24 protein-coding genes are annotated in these 22458 nt (G+C 39.0%); 16 read left to right on the forward strand and 8 right to left on the reverse strand.

Annotated features, from left to right (window positions below):
• From Aba26S_RS17435 to Aba26S_RS21690, 11 genes are all read left to right on the forward strand, one after another.
• The coding region (locus Aba26S_RS17435; RefSeq protein WP_043973821.1) for a TolC family protein at positions 1 to 891 on the forward strand (891 nt) is incomplete at its 5' end.
• Entirely contained in the window at positions 891 to 2381 is a 1491-nt protein-coding gene (locus Aba26S_RS17440) for an efflux RND transporter periplasmic adaptor subunit (RefSeq protein WP_005271720.1), read from the forward strand. The genes Aba26S_RS17435 and Aba26S_RS17440, both read left to right, overlap by 1 nt.
• Positions 2382 to 2395: 14 nt before the next feature.
• Positions 2396 to 5530, forward strand: coding sequence for an efflux RND transporter permease subunit (locus Aba26S_RS17445; RefSeq protein ID WP_005144795.1), 3135 nt, complete (start codon positions 2396 to 2398; stop codon positions 5528 to 5530).
• A gap of 33 nt (positions 5531 to 5563) precedes the next feature.
• Positions 5564 to 5926, forward strand: coding sequence for a copper-binding protein (locus Aba26S_RS17450; protein WP_004699729.1), 363 nt, complete (start codon positions 5564 to 5566; stop codon positions 5924 to 5926).
• A 145-nt stretch (positions 5927 to 6071) separates the two neighbouring features.
• On the forward strand, positions 6072 to 6506 hold the full coding sequence (gene arsC, locus Aba26S_RS17455) for an arsenate reductase (glutaredoxin) (protein ID WP_004699732.1): 435 nt from the start codon (positions 6072 to 6074) through the stop codon (positions 6504 to 6506).
• Positions 6507 to 6565: 59 nt separating this feature from the next.
• Entirely contained in the window at positions 6566 to 6886 is a 321-nt protein-coding gene (locus Aba26S_RS17460; RefSeq protein WP_004699734.1) for a metalloregulator ArsR/SmtB family transcription factor, read from the forward strand.
• 6 nt (positions 6887 to 6892) lie between these two features.
• Positions 6893 to 7366, forward strand: a complete 474-nt coding sequence (locus Aba26S_RS17465) for an arsenate reductase ArsC (RefSeq protein ID WP_004699737.1) — start codon at positions 6893 to 6895, stop codon at positions 7364 to 7366.
• 7 nt (positions 7367 to 7373) lie between these two features.
• Positions 7374 to 8414, forward strand: coding sequence for an ACR3 family arsenite efflux transporter (arsB, locus tag Aba26S_RS17470; RefSeq protein WP_004699740.1), 1041 nt, complete (start codon positions 7374 to 7376; stop codon positions 8412 to 8414).
• A 5-nt stretch (positions 8415 to 8419) separates the two neighbouring features.
• Positions 8420 to 9124, forward strand: a complete 705-nt coding sequence (gene arsH, locus Aba26S_RS17475) for an arsenical resistance protein ArsH (protein WP_005271714.1) — start codon at positions 8420 to 8422, stop codon at positions 9122 to 9124.
• Between the two features lie 18 nt (positions 9125 to 9142).
• Positions 9143 to 10093, forward strand: a complete 951-nt coding sequence (trxB, locus tag Aba26S_RS17480; protein WP_004699744.1) for a thioredoxin-disulfide reductase — start codon at positions 9143 to 9145, stop codon at positions 10091 to 10093.
• A gap of 157 nt (positions 10094 to 10250) precedes the next feature.
• Positions 10251 to 10409 (forward strand): hypothetical protein, encoded by a 159-nt coding sequence (locus tag Aba26S_RS21690; RefSeq protein WP_324097330.1) that lies wholly within the window; start codon positions 10251 to 10253, stop codon positions 10407 to 10409.
• Between the two features lie 21 nt (positions 10410 to 10430).
• Here the strand turns inward: Aba26S_RS21690 and Aba26S_RS17485 are convergent, their stop codons facing one another.
• The 5 genes from Aba26S_RS17485 to Aba26S_RS17505 form a co-directional block, all read right to left on the reverse strand.
• Positions 10431 to 11702, reverse strand: coding sequence for a tyrosine-type recombinase/integrase (locus Aba26S_RS17485; RefSeq protein ID WP_004699746.1), 1272 nt, complete (start codon positions 11700 to 11702; stop codon positions 10431 to 10433).
• Positions 11703 to 12139: 437 nt separating this feature from the next.
• Positions 12140 to 12856, reverse strand: a complete 717-nt coding sequence (ubiG, locus tag Aba26S_RS17490; RefSeq protein ID WP_043973831.1) for a bifunctional 2-polyprenyl-6-hydroxyphenol methylase/3-demethylubiquinol 3-O-methyltransferase UbiG — start codon at positions 12854 to 12856, stop codon at positions 12140 to 12142.
• Positions 12853 to 13653 carry an AraC family transcriptional regulator gene (locus tag Aba26S_RS17495; protein WP_171248956.1) on the reverse strand — a complete coding sequence of 267 codons (801 nt, stop codon included), beginning with the start codon at positions 13651 to 13653 and terminating at the stop codon, positions 12853 to 12855. Before Aba26S_RS17495 ends, ubiG begins: the two co-directional genes overlap by 4 nt.
• Positions 13653 to 14042 carry a hypothetical protein gene (locus Aba26S_RS17500; protein WP_043973833.1) on the reverse strand — a complete coding sequence of 130 codons (390 nt, stop codon included), beginning with the start codon at positions 14040 to 14042 and terminating at the stop codon, positions 13653 to 13655. The genes Aba26S_RS17495 and Aba26S_RS17500 overlap by 1 nt, the downstream gene beginning before the upstream one ends.
• Before the next feature lie 212 nt (positions 14043 to 14254).
• Positions 14255 to 14893, reverse strand: coding sequence for an HD domain-containing protein (locus Aba26S_RS17505; RefSeq protein WP_043973836.1), 639 nt, complete (start codon positions 14891 to 14893; stop codon positions 14255 to 14257).
• Between the two features lie 109 nt (positions 14894 to 15002).
• Between Aba26S_RS17505 and Aba26S_RS17510 the strand changes: the two genes are divergently transcribed.
• Positions 15003 to 15968 (forward strand): GlxA family transcriptional regulator, encoded by a 966-nt coding sequence (locus tag Aba26S_RS17510; RefSeq protein ID WP_005242931.1) that lies wholly within the window; start codon positions 15003 to 15005, stop codon positions 15966 to 15968.
• Between the two features lie 183 nt (positions 15969 to 16151).
• On the opposite strand, the gene Aba26S_RS17515 is transcribed toward Aba26S_RS17510, so the two are convergent.
• A complete protein-coding gene (locus Aba26S_RS17515; RefSeq protein ID WP_043973838.1) occupies positions 16152 to 16850 on the reverse strand; it encodes a hypothetical protein in 699 nt (232 codons plus the stop codon).
• Positions 16851 to 17234: 384 nt separating this feature from the next.
• Here Aba26S_RS17515 and Aba26S_RS17520 point away from each other — a divergent pair, with 384 nt between their 5' ends.
• On the forward strand, positions 17235 to 17855 hold the full coding sequence (locus Aba26S_RS17520; RefSeq protein WP_005242924.1) for a thiol:disulfide interchange protein DsbA/DsbL: 621 nt from the start codon (positions 17235 to 17237) through the stop codon (positions 17853 to 17855).
• A gap of 298 nt (positions 17856 to 18153) precedes the next feature.
• Positions 18154 to 18471: a hypothetical protein gene (locus Aba26S_RS17525; protein ID WP_005271696.1), complete on the forward strand. Its 318-nt coding sequence runs from the start codon at positions 18154 to 18156 to the stop codon at positions 18469 to 18471.
• Between the two features lie 108 nt (positions 18472 to 18579).
• Here Aba26S_RS17525 and yghU read toward each other — a convergent pair whose 3' ends face one another.
• Together yghU and Aba26S_RS17535 are read right to left on the reverse strand one after the other, a co-directional pair.
• Positions 18580 to 19431, reverse strand: a complete 852-nt coding sequence (yghU, locus tag Aba26S_RS17530; protein WP_043973841.1) for a glutathione-dependent disulfide-bond oxidoreductase — start codon at positions 19429 to 19431, stop codon at positions 18580 to 18582.
• A gap of 102 nt (positions 19432 to 19533) precedes the next feature.
• Positions 19534 to 20460 carry a LysR family transcriptional regulator gene (locus Aba26S_RS17535; RefSeq protein ID WP_043973844.1) on the reverse strand — a complete coding sequence of 309 codons (927 nt, stop codon included), beginning with the start codon at positions 20458 to 20460 and terminating at the stop codon, positions 19534 to 19536.
• Positions 20461 to 20573: 113 nt separating this feature from the next.
• Between Aba26S_RS17535 and Aba26S_RS17540 the strand changes: the two genes are divergently transcribed.
• Entirely contained in the window at positions 20574 to 21008 is a 435-nt protein-coding gene (locus Aba26S_RS17540) for a CidA/LrgA family protein (RefSeq protein ID WP_043973846.1), read from the forward strand.
• An 11-nt stretch (positions 21009 to 21019) separates the two neighbouring features.
• On the forward strand, positions 21020 to 21709 hold the full coding sequence (locus Aba26S_RS17545; protein WP_005242914.1) for an LrgB family protein: 690 nt from the start codon (positions 21020 to 21022) through the stop codon (positions 21707 to 21709).
• Positions 21710 to 22458 lie beyond the last annotated feature (749 nt).

Genomic DNA, 22458 nt, shown 5'->3' on the forward strand with positions numbered 1-22458 from the left:
GGTACGGTTCAAGTAGCATCGGCATGGCTTAAACGTTTTTATCTTGAGCGTAAACTGGCGTTATATGATGACCTTCTTTCAGAAAATGGATTGCTATCCCAGATTACACAAACACAGGTTGCGTCTGGTCGAACCATGGTTGCTAATACAATTTCCCCTAGGCTGGACAAAACTATTTTGCTTGATCAAAAAGATGATTTGCTTCGAGATATAAATAAGGCAAAACTAGAATTACACCGATTAATCAGTGAGGATTCTAGTGGTACAACTGAAATAGAAAGTTTGCCTACCCAAGAACCTATAATTAATTTTGATACATCACGTTTATATCATCATCTGCATCAACACCCTGAACTAAAAGCATTCCAAGCAGAAAAGCAAACTGTTGAAGCAAAGCTTAAGCAAGCCCAAGCCCTTCAAAAACCAGATTGGGGTATTGAGCTTGCCTATCAGCATCGTGCTCCTGAATTTGGAGATATGATTGGTGTACAACTGACAACAGAACTACCAATATTTTCAAAAAAACGTAGTGGTCCGCTCATTCAGGCAGCATTAGCTGAACAAAATCGGATTACAGCAGATCAGGAGATAAAATACCGCGACCATCTCACCATGTTAGATGAGGGGCTATCGGATTTAAAAGCTCTTGAAAGACAAATCCAACGTACCGTTCAAAGTACACTTCCTTTGGCTAAAGAAAAAGTAACTTTACAGTTAGCAAGTTATCAGGCTGGTAAAGCCAATTTGTCAGATGTCATTGAGACACGACAAGCATTACTAAATCAGCGATTACGTCTCATCGATTTACAACAACAGCAAGCAATGATCAAAGCCCAGCTCTATTTTTCTTTTGTAGAACCCACCTTAAACCATGCTGAGGAGTCAAGATAATGTTAAAAAATAAATTGGCATTTGTAATTGCTGGCTTGATTGTGGGCAGCTTGGGAGTCGGTAGTGGGATTGGATATTGGTATGCGCATCAAAATGATGAAAAGCAAACTGTAAGTGATCAGGCAACTGCTAAAGTGTTGTACTGGTACGATCCAATGAAACCAGAACAGCATTTTGATAAGCCAGGGAAATCCCCTTTTATGGATATGCAGTTAGTCCCTAAGTATGCGGATGAAAGTACTTCTGGAATAACTGAAAGTGCAGGAGTAAAGATTGATCCAGCTCTTAAACAAAATCTAGCCATTCGTTATGCCACAGTCGAACAGGCTGTAATGGGCAATACCTTGTTAACCAATGGCATATTACAAGCGAATGAACGACAGGTAGCAATTCTGCAAACACGAGCAAGTGGTTTTGTTCAGCGTGTTTATGGCCATGCAGTCGGGGATATAGTGACTCAAGGGAGTCCGATTGCTGATATTTCAATCCCTGAGTGGACTGGGGAACAGACTGAGTTTTTGGCAGTACTTAAAATAGGAGACCGTTCTCTTATTCAAGCAAGTCGACAACGCCTACAGCTTCTGGGAATCCCACCAAATGTGATCCATCAAGTCGAACGGACACATCAAGTACAGTCTAATATGACTTTGAGTGCTCCTTTGAGTGGATTCATTGACTCACTAGAAGTTCGTAGTGGAATGGCTTTAGCTATGGGGCAAACACTTGCCACCATTAAAGGCGTGAATCCAATTTGGTTAGAAGCAGCAGTGCCTGAAACGCAAATTGCTGGGATAAAGCGAGGAGATAAAATCGAAGCAACTTTTGCTGCGTACCCTCAAAAAGTGTCTGGCAAAGTCATTGATATTTTACCGACATTAGATACTACAAGCAGAACCATAAAAGTTCGTATTGAGTTACCCAATAGAGAGGGGCAACTCAAGCCCGGAATGTTTGCTTCTGTCAAATTTTCCAACAATCCTCAAAGCAGTTTAGTTGTGCCAGAGCAAGCTGTTATACGTACAGGTACTCGTAATATTATTATTGTCGCACATGAAAAAGGGCGTTTCGAACCTGTTGTTGTACAGTTAGGACAGAGTGACGGAAATAAAATAGCAATTCTACAGGGTTTGAACGCTGGTCAGAAAATCGTGATTTCGGGACAATTCCTAATTGATTCTGAGGCCAATTTACAGGGTGTACTGGATAAGCTGAACACTGGACAATCGATTACATCATCTCAAGTGACTAAGGCATCAATATACCAAGGCATTGGTAAAGTGGAAAAAGTTACAGCTCAAGACATTACCATTTCACATCATGCAATTGCTGAATTGGGGTGGGGGGCTATGACCATGAGCTTTAAACAACCAGTACAACCATTTACCCAAATTCAGCAAGGCGAGCAGGTCAGTTTTCGTTTTACACGTGTTGGGGATGCTTATGTTATTTCTGACATTTCCAAGATGTCTATGACATCTATGCAGAACTAAACGGGAGAACCATTATGATCGCCCGTATTATTCGTTTTTCAATTACAAATCGAGTATTTGTCTTATTAGCTGCTGTAGTTCTTGCCGTTTGGGGAACTTGGGCTGTCAAGAATACTCCGGTTGATGCTTTGCCAGATCTGTCTGATGTACAAGTGATTGTGCGAACTAATTTTCCCGGTCAAGCACCACAAATTGTTGAAAATCAGGTGACTTATCCTTTAACAACGACCATGTTATCAGTACCCGGTGTTAAAGCTGTTCGGGGCTATTCTTTTTTTGGTGATTCGTTTGTTTATGTCATTTTTGATGAACATACTGATCTTTATTGGGCACGTTCTCGTGTATTGGAATATCTCAATCAAATACAAGAAAGAATGCCTGCAAATGCAAAATCTTCATTAGGACCAGATGCTACAGGTGTTGGTTGGATCTACGAATATGCTTTGGTTGATCCAACAGGGCAACATGATCTCTCACAACTGCGAAGCATACAAGATTGGTTTTTGAAGTATGAACTGAAGACAGTACCAAATGTGGCTGAGGTCGCCACAATTGGGGGGATGGTTAAACAATATCAAGTTGTTTTAGACCCAACCAAAATGGCAGCATTCGGTATAACTCAGCGAAGCATAATTGAAGCAATTCAAAAGGCAAATCAGGAAACTGGCGGTTCAGTCCTAGAAATGGCTGAAACTGAATATATGGTGAGAGCTTCAGGTTATTTAAAAACATTAGAAGATTTTCGGCAGATTCCGTTACGTACAAACGATTTAGGTGTTCCAATCACTCTTGGAGATGTTGCAATGATTCAACTCGGTCCTGAAATGCGTCGTGGAATTACTGAACTCAATGGACAAGGGGAAACTGTTGGAGGTGTTGTGATTTTACGTGCTGGTAAAAATGCACGTGAAACCATTACTGCTGTAAAAGAAAAACTTGCTGAATTACAACAAAGTCTACCGAAAGGTGTACAAGTTGTTTCTGTGTATGACCGCAGTCAATTGATTGATCGGGCGGTAGAGAATCTCAGCCATAAATTAATTGAAGAGTTTATTGTAGTGGCTTTGGTTTGTGGGCTATTCCTCTGGCATTTACGTTCAGCAATGGTTGCGATTGTTTCTTTGCCTTTGGGAATCTTGTCAGCCTTTTTATTGATGTATTATCAGGGACTAAATGCCAATATCATGTCATTGGGTGGGATTGCAATCGCGATTGGTGCTATGGTTGATGCATCTGTGGTTATGGTCGAAAATGCACATAAGCATATCGAAGCTTGGCAACATGAACATCCTGATCGAGTTTTAGAAATACAAGAGCGTTGGGACATCATTACACGTTCTGCCAGTGAGGTTGGGCCTGCTTTATTTTTCTGTTTACTCATCATTACTTTATCCTTTATTCCCATTTTTACTTTGCAAGCACAAGAAGGACGATTGTTCTCTCCATTGGCATTTACTAAAACTTATGCCATGGCTGCTGCTGCGGGGCTATCTATTACATTGATTCCAGTTTTGATGGGATACTGGATTCGCGGGAAGTTACCATCTGAACAACGGAATCCATTAAACCGTTTTCTCATCAAAATATACCGTCCTATGTTAGATAAAGTCTTAGCTTATCCAAAGACAACGTTATTAGGTGCGTTACTCATTTTTCTTATCAGTCTTTTTCCTTTAACGCAATTAGGTGGAGAGTTCCTGCCTAATATGGATGAAGGTGATTTACTGTATATGCCTTCAGCTTTACCGGGATTGTCCGCAGCAAAAGCTTCTGAATTACTTCAACAGACTGATCGAATGATTAAAACTGTTCCAGAGGTTGCCACTGTATTTGGTAAAGCTGGGCGAGCAGAGTCGGCTACAGATCCTGCACCTTTAGAAATGTTTGAAACCACGATTCAGTTTAAACCACGATCTGAATGGCGTTCAGGTATGACACCAGATAAGTTGATAAAAGAACTGGATAAAGCTGTTCAAGTACCGGGTTTAACAAATATCTGGGTGCCGCCTATTCGTAACAGAATTGATATGTTGGCGACCGGGGTTAAAAGCCCAATCGGGATCAAGATTTCAGCAAATGATTTGCAAGATATTGATCGGGTAGCACAACAAATTGAACAGGTTGCCAAAAAAGTGCCCGGTGTTAGCTCAGCTTTAGCTGAACGACTCACTGGTGGGCGATATGTTGATATCGATATTAATCGAATGGAAGCTGCACGCTATGGTCTCAATATCACCGATGTACAGCAAATTGTGTCATCAGCAATTGGTGGGGAAAATATTGGTGAAACTGTTGAAGGGTTAGCAAGGTATCCTATTAATGTACGTTATCCGCGAGAAATTCGAGATTCACTTGAGGCATTAAGAAATTTACCAATTCTGACTGAATCAGGTCAGCAAATTGTTTTGAGTAGTGTTGCCAACATTCAAATCACAGATGGTCCTCCGATGTTAAAAAGTGAGAATGCTCGTCCAAGTGGTTGGGTCTATGTTGATGTACAAGGACGTGATTTAGCCTCCGTTGTTCGGGATTTGAAACAGTCTATTGACCAACAAGTGAAACGCTCTGCGGGTATGAGTATTAGTTATTCAGGTCAATTTGAATTTATGGAAAGAGCAAATGCTCGCCTAAAGGTAGTAATACCAATCACTTTGATGATCATTTTTCTATTGCTGTATCTGATTTTTAGACAAGTACAAGATGCTGCTCTGATTATGCTGACTCTACCATTCGCTTTAATTGGTGGTATTTGGGCAATGTATTTCAGTGGTTATAATTTCTCAATTGCCATTGCAGTAGGCTTTATTGCACTTGCCGGTGTTGCCGCAGAGTTTGGAGTGGTCATGTTGTTTTATTTAAAGCAGGCGATAGAACATGCTCAACAAAATTTATCATCTTTAACTGAGCAGCAACTCAATGATGCCCTTCGTACAGGGGCAGTACTACGGGTTCGCCCTAAAGCGATGACTGTAGCTGTCATTCTGGCGGGTTTGATTCCTATCCTTTTAGGAACTGGAACGGGCTCTGAATTGATGAGTCGTATTGCTTTACCTATGGTTGGGGGCATGATTTCAGCTCCACTTTTATCAATGTTTGTTATTCCCGCTGCATATCAGCTTTTAATCAAAAGAAAACTATCAAAATCTTGATAGTTTTCTTATTTCGTTCAAAGAGGTTTTATTATGTTTAAATTTATTAAAATTGTCGCTCTTGTTGCCACTGTTACTGCGTTAAGTGCATGTAGTAAAAATGAGGCGTCAGAGCAAAAGAAAGCGGAAGCGCCTATGGAGCAGATGAGTAAAGAATCATCTACAGCAACGACAACTCAAGCAGTTGGAGTGATTACGGCTATTGATACGAAAGAAAATATTTTGACACTCGATCATGAGGCAATTCCTGCGATTAAATGGCCTGCGATGACCATGGGCTTTAAAGTTGCTGATCCTGCATTATTGAATGGGCTTGCAGTAGGGCAAAAAGTTGATTTTGAATTAAAGGCTGAGGGAGAAACATACACAGTCGTAGCTGCTAAGTTAAAAAAATAGGATGATTTAGTAGATAGAATTTTGATAGTAATGAGGTTCTTTTAAAAGAGCCTTATTCTCTAATAAAAAACAAAACATATGGTATTGCATATATATGGTAATTCGAATATAAAGATATTATAAATTATCAAAAGAGCTCAATTCGATGACAACTTCATCAACTGTGACGATTTATCACAACCCAGCTTGTGGGACATCTCGCAACACTTTGGCTTTGATCCGTAATACAGGGATTGAGCCAACTGTGATTGAATATCTCATTACACCACCTAGTCATGACGAATTAGTTAAATTGATTCAGGATGCAAAATTAACAGTAAGAGAGGCCATTCGCCAGAATGTAGATCCTTATCGGGATTTAGACCTTGATCGTAGTGATTTGAGTGATGAGCAGTTACTTAGTTTTATGCTTGATCATCCAATATTGATTAATCGACCATTTGTTGTTACTGAATTAGGCACTCGCTTAAGCCGTCCTTCTGAAGTTGTCTTAGATATTCTACCATTACCTCAGAAGGGTGCCTTTACGAAAGAGGATGGTGAAAAAGTGATTGATGAAAATGGTCAACGAGTGAATTAAAAATTTTACTTTTTGTATGTGATTATCCGCATATCCAAATAAGTGAATGGGAGTTAAGAATGGACCAAGTTAATTTTTTTAAATGCTTATCAGATGAAACTCGACTAAATATCGTGACTTTAGTCGCTGAGAATAAAGAATTATGTGTTTGTGATTTGACTGAAAAGTTGCAACTGAGTCAGCCAAAGATTTCTAGGCATTTAGCGTTATTGCGTTCTTCTGGTCTCTTACAGGACAGGAGACAAAGCCAATGGGTGTATTACAGCATTAATCCGCAATTACCAATGTGGTGCCATGACGTTCTGAATCTTTTGGTAAGCAGTCAAACCATAGTAAATAAAGATTCCCAAAATATCCAAATAAATAGCTATTGTGAGTAATAGAATATGAAATTTCTTTTTTTGTGTACTGGAAATAGTTGCCGTAGCATCCTCTCAGAAGTCCTTTTTAACAGTCGTGCGCCTGAAGGATGGAAAGCATACAGTGCAGGTAGTAAGCCATCAGGGCAAGTACATCCATTGACTATAGAAACTTTAGAAAATCTTGGTCTCTCAACAGATGGTTTGTGGAGTAAAACCATTGATGACTGCGAACAATATCAACCTGACGTCGTGATTACTGTTTGCGATTCAGCAGCTCAAGAAGCGTGTCCACTTTATTTAGGTGGAGCGATTAAGGCACATTGGGGCTTGGCTGATCCTTCACATTTAGATTTGCCGAAAGAAGAAAAATTAAAAGCATTCCAAGTTACTGTTGATCATATCAACCGCCGCTTAGACGCTTTATTGGCACTAGATACAACTCATATGTCTCGCCCAGATTTGATTGCAGCAATCAATCAAATTTCGCATATTGAATGAGAACATCATGGCTCAACAAAGATTATCTTTTCTAGATCGTAACCTCACTCTATGGATTTTTATCGCCATGGCATTGGGGATTGCGATAGGTGTGTTCTTTCCGCAAGCTTCCGTTACTTTAGACAAAATGAGTGTGGATTCCGTCAATATTCCAATTGCGATTGGTTTGATTCTGATGATGTATCCACCTTTAGCCAAAGTGGACTATGCTACTTTGCCACAAGTGTTTAAAGACAAGAAAACCTTAACTTTGTCTTTGGTGCAGAACTGGGTGATTGCGCCTGTATTAATGTTTGCATTAGCAATTATTTTTTTACATAGCTATCCAGAGTACATGACAGGCTTGATCCTGATCGGTTTGGCTCGCTGTATTGCAATGGTCTTGGTGTGGAATGGTTTAGCCTGTGGTGATAACCAATATGTAGCAGCGTTGGTGGCATTCAATAGTATTTTCCAGATTCTGTTTTTTAGTACCTATGCTTGGCTGTTCCTCACATTCTTGCCACCCTATTTCGGTATTGCAGGGCAAGTGATCAATGTTGATTTCTGGACGATTACCCATGCGGTGTTGGTTTACTTGGGGATTCCATTTCTTCTTGGTTTCTTGACTCGTTTGGTTTTGGTCAAAGCCAAAGGCTTAGATTGGTATCAAAATGTCTTTTTACCCAAGATCAGCCCACTCAGTTTATTGGCACTTCTTTTTACCATCGTGGCAATGTTTAGCCTAAAAGGTGGTGATGTAGTGAGCTTACCATTGGATGTTCTGCGTATCGCAATCCCACTCACGATTTATTTTATTGTGATGTTTTTCATCAGCTTCTTTATGAGTAAATGGATGGGCAATGACTATCCTAAAACCACAGCAATTTCTTTCACGGCTGCTGGTAATAACTTTGAGTTGGCTTTGGCTGTAGCGATTGCAACCTTTGGTTTGGCTTCACCTGTGGCATTTACCACCGTGATTGGTCCTTTAGTTGAAGTACCTGTATTGATCGCTTTAGTGAGTGTGTCTCTATGGCTCAGAAAAAAGTATTTTAAATCGGTGTAATTGTAATGAATCTTCCTAATGTTGATATGGAGCTACTTGAACAGCCAACTTTGGAAAAAGTTCAAGCTAAATCGTTAGATCATGCGCCACGTATTTTGTTGTTATATGGTTCTAACCGTGAGCGTTCGTATAGTCGTTTAGCCGTGATGGAAGCAGGTCGAATCTTGGAACAGTTTGGTGCTGAGGTTAAAATTTTTCATCCGAAAGGGCTACCTTTGCCAGAAGATGCGGATATGGAACACCCAAAAGCAAAAGAACTACATGAGCTTTTGGCATGGTCAGAGGGCATGGTGTGGTGTTCGCCTGAACGTCACGGTTCAATGAGTTCGATCTTTAAGTCACAGATAGATTGGATTCCATTGGCAGGTGGTGCGATTCGTGCCACTCAAGGAAAAACACTGGCACTAATGCAAGTCAGTGGTGGTTCGCAATCTTTCAATAGTGTCAATCAAATGCGTATTTTAGGGCGTTGGATGCGGATGATCACGATTCCGAATCAGTCTTCAATTCCAAAAGCATTTTTAGAGTTTGAAGAAGATGGGCGAATGAAAGCATCATCGTATTACGACCGTATCGTGGATGTGATGGAAGAGCTGTATAAATTCACCTTGCTGACACGGGGGCAAAGTCAGTATTTAACTGATCGTTATTCTGAGCTTAAAGAATCTGCTGAAGAATTATCAAAACGTGTTAATCAGCGAAGTTTGTAGAATGCTGGAGAAAATTAAATGCAAAATCAACATTCTCGTTTAATTATTTTAGGTTCGGGACCTGCGGGTTATAGTGCAGCCGTATATGCAGCTCGTGCCAACCTCAAACCAACATTGATTGCTGGACTACAATTAGGCGGGCAATTAACAACAACGACTGAAGTTGATAATTGGGTTGGCGATGCTGAGGGCTTAACTGGTCCTGTACTCATGGAGCGTATGCAGGCGCATGCAGAACGCTTTGGTACAGAAATGGTCTATGATCACATCAATGAGGTGGATCTCAAAACTCGCCCATTCGTACTCAAAGGTGACATGGGTGAATATACTTGTGATGCACTGATTATTGCAACAGGTGCAACGGCTCAATATCTAGGTCTTGAGTCAGAGGCAGCTTTCATGGGGCAGGGTGTGAGTGCCTGTGCAACCTGTGATGGTTTCTTCTATAAAAACCAAAATGTCATGGTGGTTGGTGGTGGTAACACTGCGGTTGAGGAAGCTTTATATCTGTCAAATATCGCTGCACATGTGACACTGGTACACCGTCGTGACAGTCTGCGTTCTGAAAAGATTTTGCAAGACCATCTTTTTGCCAAAGAAAAAGAGGGCAAAATCAGCATTATTTGGAACCATCAAGTTGATGAGGTTTTAGGTGACAACACAGGTGTAACGGCGGTACGTATTAAATCCACTCAAGATGCAAGTATCCAAGATGTTCAAGTGCAAGGCTTGTTTGTTGCGATTGGACATAAACCCAATACAGGAATGTTTGAAAGTCAATTGAACCTACGTGATGGCTATATCCAAGTCCAAAGTGGAACTACGGGTAATGCAACAGCTACATCTATCGAGGGTGTATTTGCTGCGGGTGATGTGGCAGACAGTATTTATCGTCAAGCGATTACCTCGGCTGGTTCGGGTTGTATGGCAGCATTGGATGCTGAAAAGTATTTAGACAATCAAGAATAATCAATACATTCACTGAAATAAATCAAGCTAACTCCACCTCTCATGGGTGGAGTTAGATTTTCTATATTGTTTTTTTATTTAGCTACTTATAGTGTTACGCCAGCGTTTCTCTATTTCGGATTCGCTTACTTAAAGCGAGTGTGGGATAAGTAAGCAGATCCTTTTTAGTAATTGGTATGCTCATTACAAATTCTTTTGGGAACATCAAATTAGTTGGATGGATGAGCAATTAAAATTCAGATTTATAAGAGATAAAATTCCTTTATCTCTTATTTTTATATTAAGTGTTTTTGTAATTGGGATTGTACTTTTTTGAGCTGTACCACATGGCTTCAGGCTATTTGTGCATGATATATGTTGCCCAATCAGCCATTAAGCCTTTACGTTTTTCTAAATAGCCTCCACGTAAATAAGAAGCTTCAACCTTATCTGGAAGTTTGTGTGCGAGAACATGTTCACACACTTCTCTACGGTAATCTGTTTTGTCTGCCGACCAATCACGGAAAGTAGACCGAAAGCCATGCGTTGTAATGACTCGGTTTTGTTTGGGATCAATATAGCCTAAGCCATTTTCTTTAAGCTTTTGCTCATGCAGTCGTTTGATTAGGGTCGTCAAAGACATATCAGAAAGCATCTCACCACTCCGTGGCGCAGGGAAGATGAAATCTTGAATTAGAGTATGATTTTGAATTGATTCAAGCAAACTTATCGCTTCTTTCGACAAAGGCACATGATGTTCCTTTTCTGCTTTCATACGTTCTTTAGGAATAATCCAGACTTTATTCTTAAAATCAATTTCCTGCCATTTCGCCCCAAAAATCTCACCAGAGCGACAGGCGGTTAAAATTGCAAATTCCAGAGCTTTTGGTGAAATTCCTTTTTTCTGTCTTAAGTGTTGGATAAACTCAGCAACCTGTTCATAGGGCAGGGATGGGTGAGGGCGTGATTCCTGCTTTAAATTACCTAATATAGGTTCAAGATTGCCTTTCCATTCGGCAGGGTTGTCACCCTCAAAATATCCCATTGCTTTGGCATAATCAAAAATGGTTTCTATACGACCACGGATACGTTTGGCTGTTTCGTTTTTCTCAACCCAAATAGGTCTTAAAACTTCAGCAATATCGGCTTTGGTAATGTTACTAATAGTAAGATTGCCCAAAGTTGGGTAAATATAAGTTTCTAGTGTTGATGACCATTGTCCAATATGTTTTTCATTTTTGAGTTCACGGGTTTTATTGGCAATAACAACTTTTGCACATTCCATGAATGTTTTGTTCCGTAGTTGCTGAACATGAAGCTTTGCAAGCTGTTCCTGTTGATGGACAATTGGATCAATACCACTTCGTATTTGTAATTTTAATTCAGTGGCTTTAGCACGAGCTTCAGCTAAAGAAACTTCAGGGTATGGACCAATACCAATATCACGTCGATGAGGTTTTAATTTTCCATCTTTATCCAGATGTTTTCCCACCACCGCACGTAAAATCCAGACACGGGAAGTTCCTTCGACGTTTAAACAAAGACCATCAACACCACCTACGTGATATCGACCAGTCTCTTTAATTTTTGCTACACTAAGCGCAGATAGCTCTTTAGCTTTCTTTGGCATGTTATTGTCTACCCCTCAAATTACCCCTCATAAAATACTGGAAATAGTCGGATTAGACAAGACTGAGTTGGATGGGTGTAATTGTAATTAATTGAAAAATATTAATTTATAATATTGGATTGGACTTCTTAGGATTGGTGTTAGACGGACACCGCTTCCGCCAAATTCAAAAAGCCCTTGTGAAAACAAGGGCTTTTTTCTTGTCTGTGTTTTTTCAGATAAAAGTATGAATTGGGTGGGAGATATTCGGTTGGAATAAGCTCTAAAAAAGATGACCGAAATTCAGTTTGAATTAAGCAATTGGACCTAACCTAACAATACGGTATAACCGTAGCAAGCAAAGCAATACTTTTAGCCACATTCTCCAGATGTGGCTTTTTTTATAGAATTCATCATTGGGTACTTATTAAAAAGATCAAGCCAACAATACTTAGCTGTTAAGATGTACTAGTTTTTATACAACTGGTCATATAGTTTACGGTGATGTCTGGCGCTAACCAGAAATATTTGCCGATTGGACTATAATGTAGACCAATCGTATTCATCTGCGTTAAACCTGCAAGTTCTGAAAAGCTGCTAAGCTCATTCGGTTTAATATATCTATTAAAGTTATGCGTGCCTTTGGGCATTAATTTAAAAAGATATTCACCACCAACAATCGTGTATAAAAAAGACTTTGGGTTTCTGTTGATTGTTGAAAAAAATACTAGTCCATGAGGTTTTAATAATTGTGCACAAGACTGGATAATTGCAGCAGGGTTAGGAACATGTTCTAGAAGTTCCATACAGGTAATAATATCGTATTGTTGTGGGCTTATTTTTGCCAGTTCCTCTACAGCAACAGTGCGATACTCAAGGTTATGAATATTCTCCATAATCGCGTGATTACGGGCAACCTGAATACTTTGCTCCCCAAGGTCTATTCCAAGCACATCTGCACCATGCCGGGCCATACTTTCAGCTAGAATTCCGCCACCACAACCAACATCAAGAATCTTTTTATCTTGAATACCGTTTGCAATCGACTTTATCCATCCCAAACGTAAAGGATTAATGGTGTGTAGAGGTGCAAATTCACCCTTTAAATCCCACCAGCGATTGGATATCGCTTCAAACTTTTCCAGTTCTTGAGGATCATGGTTTGATGGTTTCATGTCGGATCGTCCAGTTTGATTTGTCGCTCGGAATAAAATTTTTTAGGAGAGGATTTCATTGCTTTTTTAAACATGGTGATGAATGAACTATCCGAAACATAACCTAACTCATTGGCAATATAAGTAATGCTTCGCCCATCATTTAACTTCTGAAGAGCTAAAGTAATATGCAGTCGTCTACGCCAATGATTTAAAGAAAGTTTCATTTCTCCCTTAAAAGTACGCGTGAGACTTCTTTCACTCATACCACATTGTTTTGCCCATTGAGCCAAGCTGGTTTTTTGTTCGGGTTGGTGGAGGAGTGAGTCTGTAATCATCTTCAGTCGCTTATCCGACGGAAGTGGTAAATATTGCGATTGCTGAGGTGCACTGATAATTTCGTCTACTAAAACCTGCATTAGTCGTGCTTCGGCACTATGGGAAGTGAAGTTAGGTTTAATTTCCTCGGTTCTTAGAAAGAGGCTATTTAAAAAATCACTGACTTGAATAACGTGGCATTCGCTATGATCGAAAAGGTTCTTTTGAGTAAACACCATAAAACAGCTTGAAAGACCAATACCCGTTGATGAATGAGAAATATTGGGCGGAATCCAGATGGCTGTTTTGGGAGGCACCACCCATATCCCTGTAACTGTAGAGATCGTAATTAAGCCTGATTGAGTTGCCATCAACTGGCCATAGTCGTGCTGATGTAAGCCTAATTCCCAATCCGGTACATCAGCAGTAACTTTGAGTACGGTGACTGGATCATTCATCAGAGTGGAAGCATGAATGTCCTGTAGCTTATTGATCTCCATTATGGATGCAAAAGTTGGTAGACAAGTTGATCTGATTCTTCTTTACTTGATACGACATACATTGGATAACCTGAAAACTGTAAATATACTTTTGCAAACTGTTCGGCTTTGGTTCTTTGTCCAAGATCGGGTTCAATATGGACTAAACCTAAAACAAAACGAGACAATGTTTCTCGTTTAGCTTTTACCCACGCAGCAATGCGTTTTCGAGATTCATGGTCATTGTTTTGTTCTGCCTCATCAAATGCACCTTCGCTAATGAAAACAAACTTTTCATTTTTAGCCAGCAGGGCCGTAAATGACTCAAACAGTTCATCTAGAGATTGCTGATCCTTACTTTTATAGCTAAGGGTAATAATCGGAAATGTTTCAATGTTCTTGATGTACATGAGATTGACCATAAATGATAATGATTCTTCTTATTATATCGACCTTTGTGAAATTAACTTGCTTGTTTGAGTCAAAAAACTTTTCAATTCAGCCAATTTAAATTTTAGGGATGCGTCACAGCAGCCTACGCCTTCATCTGATATTCAGTGTTAAGACTGCCTTATTCAGAAGAACAAGGCAGCAGCTAGACTCGAGAGCTGTGTTGCGGGTGTTATGATGGCCATTTAGAATTTCTGATCATTGAACAGAAATTAATTGCTTGGAAGTTAGATTCTTTATCCGCGATCACATCTGCTTTTACATTTCCAAAAGTGGAGTTAGGCTTATTTTTTATCCCATTGTAAAAAGCTTGAATGATTTTCTCTTTGAATCCATTTTCACGAGGGTGTGAAGCAATAATTGCATCACGTTCTTCCTCAGAATAAGAATTATAGTTTAGACCTAAAACATCCATTTCGACCCCAGCGCTGACAAGTGCAATCTCAGGTGCCATAAACTCGGGAATGCCTGGTGTAGTATGTAACGCTATACCAGTCCATACCTTATCCATATCTGCTTGTGAAAAGCCATGATTTTTCATAAAGTCGACAGCTGCATTGGCTCCATCTACTTCAAATCGTTTATCACAACTGCAGTATTGTTCAGTTAGTCCTATGTCATGGAACATACAGGCAATATAAAGTAATTCATGATCAACTTGAATTTTCCGTTGTTTGGCAGCTAAAGCTCCCCAGTGATAAACCCGACTTGAGTGATGAAATAGCAGTTCCGATTCGGTATCACGTATCAGTTCCTGAACTTCTTTCGTGACTTGACTATCTGGAATATGAAGCTGATGTAGGCTTGACATAGCAATTCTCTATTATGTTGGTGAGTATTTAGCATAATAAAAAACATCAATGTCTTTAATAAATAAAAAGAGTATAATTAAGACATTTTCGGTGAATTGTGAATCTAGAATGAATCAGAAAACGATTGCAATTTTTGCATTACCTGAGGTCCAACTACTTGATATTGCAGGGCCGATGGATGTTTTTTCTGAGGCGAATCGCCAAATCGGCAAAGATGTCTATAAAACAATTTTAATTACATCGACAGATGAACCACTGCAAACATGCTGTGGCTTGAGATTGTTGCCTGATTACACCATTCACAGTAACTTACCTCGCATAGATACGTTCTTGATTGCTGGTTCTCCATTTATGGTCGGTATACAAACGAATCAAATGCTCATAAAACGTTTAACGGAGGTATGTAGCAGTTCGAGGCGGTTTGGATCGATTTGTACTGGGACTTTTTTATTAGCAAAAACCAATTTATTAGCGGGGAGAGAAGTAACAACACATTGGGCGTTTCTTGAGCAACTAAAAGTCAGGTATCCTGATCTTAATGTCAATCATCAGGCATTCTGCGTACAAGATAAGAATATGTTTACTTCAGCGGGTGTGACTTCAGGTTTGGATTTAGCATTGACACTGATTGAGCAAGACCTCGGTGCCGAGCTCGCTAGAAAAACGGCAATGCATTTAGTGACCCTATTTAAAAGACAGGGCACTCAACAGCAGTTCAGCGATAGTGATGGCCCCACTTCACATGGGAAAGTTGTGCTAAATGATTTAAGTATCTGGGCTAAAGCGAATTTGAAACAGCCGATTAACACGAATATATTGGCAGAAAAATTAGGAATAACAACACGTCACCTCTCTCGTATTTTTTCTAAGGAATTTGGGGTTTCACCCGCGAAATGGCTAGAGAATATTCGTTTGGAACATGCTAAAAAGCTACTGAGAGAAGATCAATTGGCAACCAAACAAGTCGTCATGGAGTGTGGTTTGAGCAATGAACAAGTGTTAAGGCAATTATTTGTCAGAAATTTGGGAATAAGCCCAGTTGAATATAAAAAGTTATATCAATATAAGCTTTAAAAAAAGACGATGCTAATGAGAGCAAAATTGTGTTTTATGCGCATAGAGGATTTTACACATGAGACTAAGTATTGAAAATGATTTAAAATTTCGAATGCATGACTCTCGTCTATTTCATCAAGGGATAGATCTCATACTCAAATTTTATAACAATCAAGTTCGTTGTATAGGCCAAGTAAATATTTAGCAGATCAGCAGCAGTCTATACTCACCCTCTTTTTCAGCAGGTGCTCTATGCACGCAGGGCAAGGCTTGTTGTGTGGGATGGTCTACCGCCAAACGCCAAAGATATCCTGAGCCTAAATTCACAGGTTGGGCATCCGGTTTGGGTTGATAATGTAAATCAAAGAAATAATCTTCCAAGAAATGTTCAAATTCTGCTTCTGGCCCGTCATACAGGTTTTTGAGTTTGTTTCTAATGTCGGGAATCAGAATTTTTTGTTCAACCTGATTATTCGGCAAAATATCACTTGCTACGCCGTAATAGGTACATAAAAAAGTATCCGTTGCGATAGGAGAACGATCAATATGGTAAGAATAGACGTCTGTTGAGATGAAATCGAATTCTTGGTCACGTTGGTAACTTTCAAGAAGATTCAGAGACGGTGATGCCCCGAAATCAGAGAGAAGTTGCATATCGCTTAAGATTATTTCTCTTGCCAGATTGCCTTTTCCGGAAAGTTTCAGTGCCATAAGATCCTCAATGGAAACTTCGGTAATCTTCTCTTTTAATTCAAGTTTAGTCACAATTTCTTTAAAATCACCCATCAAATTTCTAGACCAGCAAATGGCATTCATTTCTCCTTGAAAACGAGTATTTACCAGTTCAGAAAAACTAGAAACTACTTTAATTTGATCACTGTCAGAAAATGTCTTGCTCATATCGAAATTAAATAAATGATTGATTCTGGCTAATAATATACACCCAGTTCCTATAGAAATATTGCTTTTCAAGCGATTCGATAGATTGAAGCGGCTTTGATGGGCAATTTACATTCAGCGCAGTAAATCAGTATTTTCTTGGTTATTCACCTCTGTTTAGCATGGTGATTTGTTATACATATATGTTTGTTTTTGTGATGCATTGTTGAATTTTTCGTGTGTGTATGAAGAATATGCAAGGTTATTGGTTAATGATAGCTTTCTCCAATTGTAGATTGATAGCAAAATCGCATCTGCCTTTCCAAAGGAAAGATGCTTTGGAGCAGCTTTAATATTTAAAAATCATTTTAATGAGACAAAATGATGGTGAGGATAAGAGAACGAATGAAGAATTTAATTTTAACTAGTGTGTTTGCAGTAGCGGCGGTATTTTCAACACAAACGATGGCCAACGATTTTGTCGAAGGCAAAGATTATAAAGTTGTCTCAAATCCAGTAAAAACCTCAGCACCGGCCAATCAAATTGAAGTACGGGAATTCTTTTGGTACGGGTGTACTTATTGTTTTAAATTAGAGCCTTATATGCAGGCCTGGCTAAAGAAAATTCCAAGTGATGTGTATTTCCTTCGTACTCCGGCAGCAATGAATCCGATGTGGGAGCAGGGAGCGCGTGCCTACTACGTGAGTGAAGCTTTGGGTGTACGTAAGCGTACTCATTTACCGCTATTTCATATTAATAATGTAGGAAATCAAAAAGTTCTGCAGAAGGATGCCTTTGCCAAATTCTTTGTGAAGTATGGTGTTCCTGAAGCAAAATTTAATAGTATGTATGATTCTTTTGCAATCACCGCAAAAATTTCAGAATCAAACCAGTTGGCACAAAAATATCAATTGACTGGTGTTCCTGCTGTTGTTGTAAATGGAAAATATATTGTGCAAGGGGGAGATGATAAGGTGGTTAAAGTGGTCGAATATCTTGTCAATAAAGAGCGTAAAGCGAAGTAAATTTTTAAAATTACAATTGCTTGTCATTGAGTTAGCTGAATACCTTGTTGAACCCTTCTGAATTTCCTGATTTGGTATCTGTCAGAAAAATTGAAGGGTTCTTTCTTTTTCTATCAAATCAATTTGATTATTCTACACAAAACCAAATATTAAAATGTGATTTAGTTCAAATATTCATGCTTATATCGTATTTTCTGTTTGGTTTGCTTTTTTGATATTAGTTTTAATTGCTAAATAGATTTTATCTTTACTGAATTGTTTTGTTTTGAAATTTAGCTATGTTTTCAGGTCTTTTAAAATGAATAAAATGCATGTTGCAGTATCTGTCATTATTGGTTTAATTGTTGGTGGCGTCTTAGGTTCTCTCGGCTATTCGAAGACAGCAGCACGTTACGATGCGATCACGACAGCTTGTGTTATGGTCAATCAAGCGGTTGAACATGACATCTTGAAACCAGAACAGGTCAAACAATTAGGTGAGTTAACTGGGCAAAGCCTTAAGAAAGATTATAGCTCTGTTGCATCTAAATTTAAGTTTGCTGATAATCAATTGGACAATGCATCTGAAGCTTCGAATTGTAGCCAGTTTATTGTTGGAGTGAATGCTGCTCAATAAGAATTAAAAGGCCCTTGTTATCCAAGGGCTTTTTTGGGGCTACCGTTCTGATTCATGTTGAATTCGATATCATGCAAATAATAATCTCATAAATCTAAGTATGCTGATTTAACCTAATTTGTCTTCAGTCCGTGTCTCGAAATCACTTGCATCATGACGTTCATGCAATTGGGTTGCTAAGTCGCCGAAGGTGCGATTGACCATGCGTCCACGCTGTACCGCAGGGCGTGCCAGAATAGCATCTGCCCAACGTTGTACATGTTGATATTGATCTACACCTAAGAATTCATTGGCATTATAAACCCAGCCTTTGACAATACTGCCATACCAAGGGAAAGCTGCAATATCGGCAATCGAATATTCGCTTCCAGCCAAATATTCATGTTGTGCTAAATGTTGATCCAAAACATCCAGTAGGCGTTTGGTTTCCATGGCAAAGCGGTTGATTGCATATTCAATTTTCACAGGCGCATAAGCATAAAAATGCCCCAAACCTCCACCGATGTAAGGTGCGCTACCCATTTGCCAAAACAACCAGTTTAAACATTCGGTACGTGCTGCAATCTCGTTCGGAATAAAGGCTTTAAACTTTTCAGCCAAATAAAGCAAAATTGAACCTGACTCAAAAATCCTTAAAGGTGGAGTTTGGCTATGATCGACCAACGCGGGAATTTTAGAGTTTGGATTGATATCGACAAAGCCACTGCTGAATTGTTGTCCTTCGCCAATCTTAATGAGCCAAGCATCGTATTCGGCATCTTGATGCCCTAATGCGAGCAGTTCTTCCAGTAAAATCGTGACTTTTTGTCCATTAGGCGTTGCCAAGGAATAGAGCTGAAGGGGATGCTTCCCAATCGGTAAAGTATGCTGATAACGACTGCCTGCTGTCGGCTGATTTAAATCGGTTTTTTCTCCAGTCCATTGCCAAATTCGGGGTGGGATATAGTTTGAATCGTTCATTATTATGTGCCAGTTGATCGTGAGATCTATCCAGTCTAGGCGAGCTGATCTAAAATTGGGTAGCTTTTTTGTGGCAGCGTTTTATCTTTTTTTCTACGTATATTATTCCTGTATTTTATTTATTTCTGGCTTAATATTTTGAAAGTGCTGACGAATGATGTCAAGCCAAGCCTGAACAGCGGGTGAGATGGGAAGGCTTTTTTTCCATGCCATCGCTAAATGCCACTGAATATTTGGTTTTTCAAGCGGAATGGCTGCAAATAAATTGGAATCCAACATATCGGTATAATATTTTGGCAGTAGGGCTATTCCCATACGTTGTAACACCATATCCGCCAGAAGATTCCACTGGCTGGTACGGCAGGCAATACTTGGATAAAAGCCATGCTGCTGGCATGCATCCAGAATAATACGGTTTAAGGAAAAATTTTCAGGAAACATCAAGAAGGATTGGTGTCGTAACTCTTCTAAAGTGATTTTTTTCCGTGACGCCCAAATTGCGTCTCGTCGTAACACAACCATTAAAGGGTAATTGCACAATTCAATGCTATCAAAAATCTGTGGATCGAAAGGTTGTAACAATACACCTACATCCAATTCATTGTTATGCAAAGCGAGTTCAATCGCTCTAGAGCCGACTTCAAGAAAAGCGAGTTCAATTTTAGGCCATTGTTGGTGATAATCAAAAAGCGCGGTGGTAAGGAGTTGAGCACCTAATGGCGGAACACCAAGTTTGAGCGTACCCGTTTTTAATTGTTGATAATTTTCAATTTCTAGAAAAATATTTTGCTCAGCTTGCAGCAGTTCTACAGCGTGTTGATAGATACGTTTGCCAATTTCAGTCAGTTCAAGTTGTCTTTTACGGCCATGCTCGGGTTTTACAAGCAGTTGTACTTGTAGCTGTTGTTCAAGCTGTTGCAAAATTTTGCTAATGGTTGGCTGAGTGAGGCATAACACTTCTGCCGTCCGAGTAAAGCTTTTTGTTTTTACTAAGGTGACAAAGCATTGTAATGATTTGAAGGAAAGCATAACAAATTTTTGATTATTCCATTTAGGAATAATTTTAACATGAATAATTCATATCAGCACGCTGCTGGCTGGATAAGATAATAATTATGTAGTTCACCATTTGATTTCATAAAATGCGTACCGAAGCTGTTTCTGGAATATCCACACAAAACTCATTTTTGCAATTGCTTAAACAAATTTTAATTCTGGCTGCATTTTGGAGTGCAGGTTATGTCCTGCATCACAAGTTTGCTATACCAATCTCTGCGGGAATTTTAGGTATGTTCTTGTTGCTCTTCAGCCTGTTTTTAAAATTCATCAACATTGATCAAGTGGCAACAGGAGCAGCATTTATTTTAGGTGAGTTATTACTGTTTTTTATCCCTGTGGTTGTTGCTATCGTTCAATACAAAAACTTATTTATAACAGAAGGTTGGCAAATTGTATTGAGCATTGCACTGGGTACCATTCTGGTCATGTTAAGTACTTCGCTTACCATTCACTATTACCATCGCATGAAAAATTATTTGCTTGTAATACGTAAGCATTTCCAGCACAAGCATATTTAAAGGCAGTCAAGATGAATATTTGGTCAATTCTTTGTTTGATCTGGACTTTGCTGGCCTATGTAATTGCAAAGCGCCTCTATCAAAAGTATCCGAAATTATGGCTATCGCCAGCGCTGAGTGTGCCAGTACTCACGATTCTTTTAATGATGATTTTCGGTATTTCATATCAGACTTATGCTGAAGATACTCAGTGGATTGTCAATTTACTTGGCCCTGCAACGGTTGCATTCGCCGTGCCTATTTATCGTTATCGCGAGACAATTCGTAAAAATTTGGGGGTTTTATCCGTTGCCATTGTTGTGGGAATGAGCGTTGGTGTGATGTCGGCTTATGAGATGGCACAATTATTTGATTTTAGCCCTGAAGTCACTAATAGTTTGATGGCACGTTCTATCTCAACACCTTTTGCCATGATTTTGGCAGAAGATATTCATGGTTCAGCGGCATTGGTGTCTTTATTTACCGTTATTACTGGTTTAGTAGGAATGATTTGTGGAGACGCGATTTTAGCAATCACCAGAATCCGTTCTCATGTGGCAAATGGTGCTGCATTTGGTAATGCAGCGCATGGTTTTGGTACGGTGAGAGCGCAACAACGCAATACTGAGGAAGGGGTGATTGCAAGTTTAACCATGGTTATTGCTGGTATTTTAATGGTTTTGCTTGGTCCAGCAGCGATTCATGTATGGTTAGTGCTCTAAGCGCCTTTTAGTAATAGTCAGATTATCCTTAAAGTGATTTAGTTTGAGCTTGTGCAGTGGGCTACATAGTTCATTTTAGTGATGTAGTTATTATTCATTTTTCATAAACATTTAATTTAGTTTTTTGAAACCAAAGGGTGTTTAACGTGAGAGCTTGATAGATCATTTTAAGATGGTGGTGTATATATTGGTAAAGGATATTTTTATCAATAACTGTTACACTCCTTAATTAATGGGGCTTGGCAAAGTAGAAATAATAAAAAATGGAGAAAGGGACTGTTACATCGATAAAAAACATTTTTTATAACCTGCTGTAAAATTGAGCAGATGTAAGCTATATTGTCCAAAAACTGTAGTTAGATCGTTTTTGAATTTATAGTGCTTTGTTTTTGTATTATTTTTTTATTTGATGTAGGTAATTTACATTGTATTACTCTGATATGTTGTTCATTTTTATATCTGGATTAGCATAAATTTTATTATAAAAAGACTGAACTGAGTGAAGATATAAAATATCTCCATTTATTATTAAAGCTTAGGTGATCTGGTCTTTTACCTTGCAGCTTAATATAATAAAATGTAATCTCTTCGGCGTGTTGTTATCTATTTTCTATGGGTGAAATTCAAAAAAACTAAGAATTCTTTTCTCTAATAAGTAATTTTAAATAACCATCATGACTGAATTAGTTATTTGCTAAATCATAATTTTAACGAGCGTATCAACTGAATGAATCAAATTGTGATAAACG

This window comes from Acinetobacter sp. NBRC 110496 (assembly GCF_000876115.1).
Taxonomy (GTDB): domain Bacteria; phylum Pseudomonadota; class Gammaproteobacteria; order Pseudomonadales; family Moraxellaceae; genus Acinetobacter.

Bases quoted from the DNA above. Each gene is read 5' to 3' on its own strand.
- Aba26S_RS17440 (WP_005271720.1), top strand. From the start codon at position 891: ATGTTAAAAAATAAATTGGCATTTGTAATTGCTGGCTTGATTGTGGGC.
- Aba26S_RS17445 (WP_005144795.1), top strand. From the start codon at position 2,396: ATGATCGCCCGTATTATTCGTTTTTCAATTACAAATCGAGTATTTGTC.
- Aba26S_RS17450 (WP_004699729.1), top strand. From the start codon at position 5,564: ATGTTTAAATTTATTAAAATTGTCGCTCTTGTTGCCACTGTTACTGCG.
- arsC (WP_004699732.1), top strand. From the start codon at position 6,072: ATGACAACTTCATCAACTGTGACGATTTATCACAACCCAGCTTGTGGG.
- Aba26S_RS17460 (WP_004699734.1), top strand. From the start codon at position 6,566: ATGGACCAAGTTAATTTTTTTAAATGCTTATCAGATGAAACTCGACTA.
- Aba26S_RS17465 (WP_004699737.1), top strand. From the start codon at position 6,893: ATGAAATTTCTTTTTTTGTGTACTGGAAATAGTTGCCGTAGCATCCTC.
- arsB (WP_004699740.1), top strand. From the start codon at position 7,374: ATGGCTCAACAAAGATTATCTTTTCTAGATCGTAACCTCACTCTATGG.
- arsH (WP_005271714.1), top strand. From the start codon at position 8,420: ATGAATCTTCCTAATGTTGATATGGAGCTACTTGAACAGCCAACTTTG.
- trxB (WP_004699744.1), top strand. From the start codon at position 9,143: ATGCAAAATCAACATTCTCGTTTAATTATTTTAGGTTCGGGACCTGCG.
- Aba26S_RS17485 (WP_004699746.1), bottom strand. From the start codon at position 11,702: ATGCCAAAGAAAGCTAAAGAGCTATCTGCGCTTAGTGTAGCAAAAATT.
- ubiG (WP_043973831.1), bottom strand. From the start codon at position 12,856: ATGAAACCATCAAACCATGATCCTCAAGAACTGGAAAAGTTTGAAGCG.
- Aba26S_RS17495 (WP_171248956.1), bottom strand. From the start codon at position 13,653: ATGGAGATCAATAAGCTACAGGACATTCATGCTTCCACTCTGATGAAT.
- Aba26S_RS17500 (WP_043973833.1), bottom strand. From the start codon at position 14,042: ATGTACATCAAGAACATTGAAACATTTCCGATTATTACCCTTAGCTAT.
- Aba26S_RS17505 (WP_043973836.1), bottom strand. From the start codon at position 14,893: ATGTCAAGCCTACATCAGCTTCATATTCCAGATAGTCAAGTCACGAAA.
- Aba26S_RS17510 (WP_005242931.1), top strand. From the start codon at position 15,003: ATGAATCAGAAAACGATTGCAATTTTTGCATTACCTGAGGTCCAACTA.
- Aba26S_RS17515 (WP_043973838.1), bottom strand. From the start codon at position 16,850: ATGAGCAAGACATTTTCTGACAGTGATCAAATTAAAGTAGTTTCTAGT.
- Aba26S_RS17520 (WP_005242924.1), top strand. From the start codon at position 17,235: ATGAAGAATTTAATTTTAACTAGTGTGTTTGCAGTAGCGGCGGTATTT.
- Aba26S_RS17525 (WP_005271696.1), top strand. From the start codon at position 18,154: ATGAATAAAATGCATGTTGCAGTATCTGTCATTATTGGTTTAATTGTT.
- yghU (WP_043973841.1), bottom strand. From the start codon at position 19,431: ATGAACGATTCAAACTATATCCCACCCCGAATTTGGCAATGGACTGGA.
- Aba26S_RS17535 (WP_043973844.1), bottom strand. From the start codon at position 20,460: ATGCTTTCCTTCAAATCATTACAATGCTTTGTCACCTTAGTAAAAACA.
- Aba26S_RS17540 (WP_043973846.1), top strand. From the start codon at position 20,574: ATGCGTACCGAAGCTGTTTCTGGAATATCCACACAAAACTCATTTTTG.
- Aba26S_RS17545 (WP_005242914.1), top strand. From the start codon at position 21,020: ATGAATATTTGGTCAATTCTTTGTTTGATCTGGACTTTGCTGGCCTAT.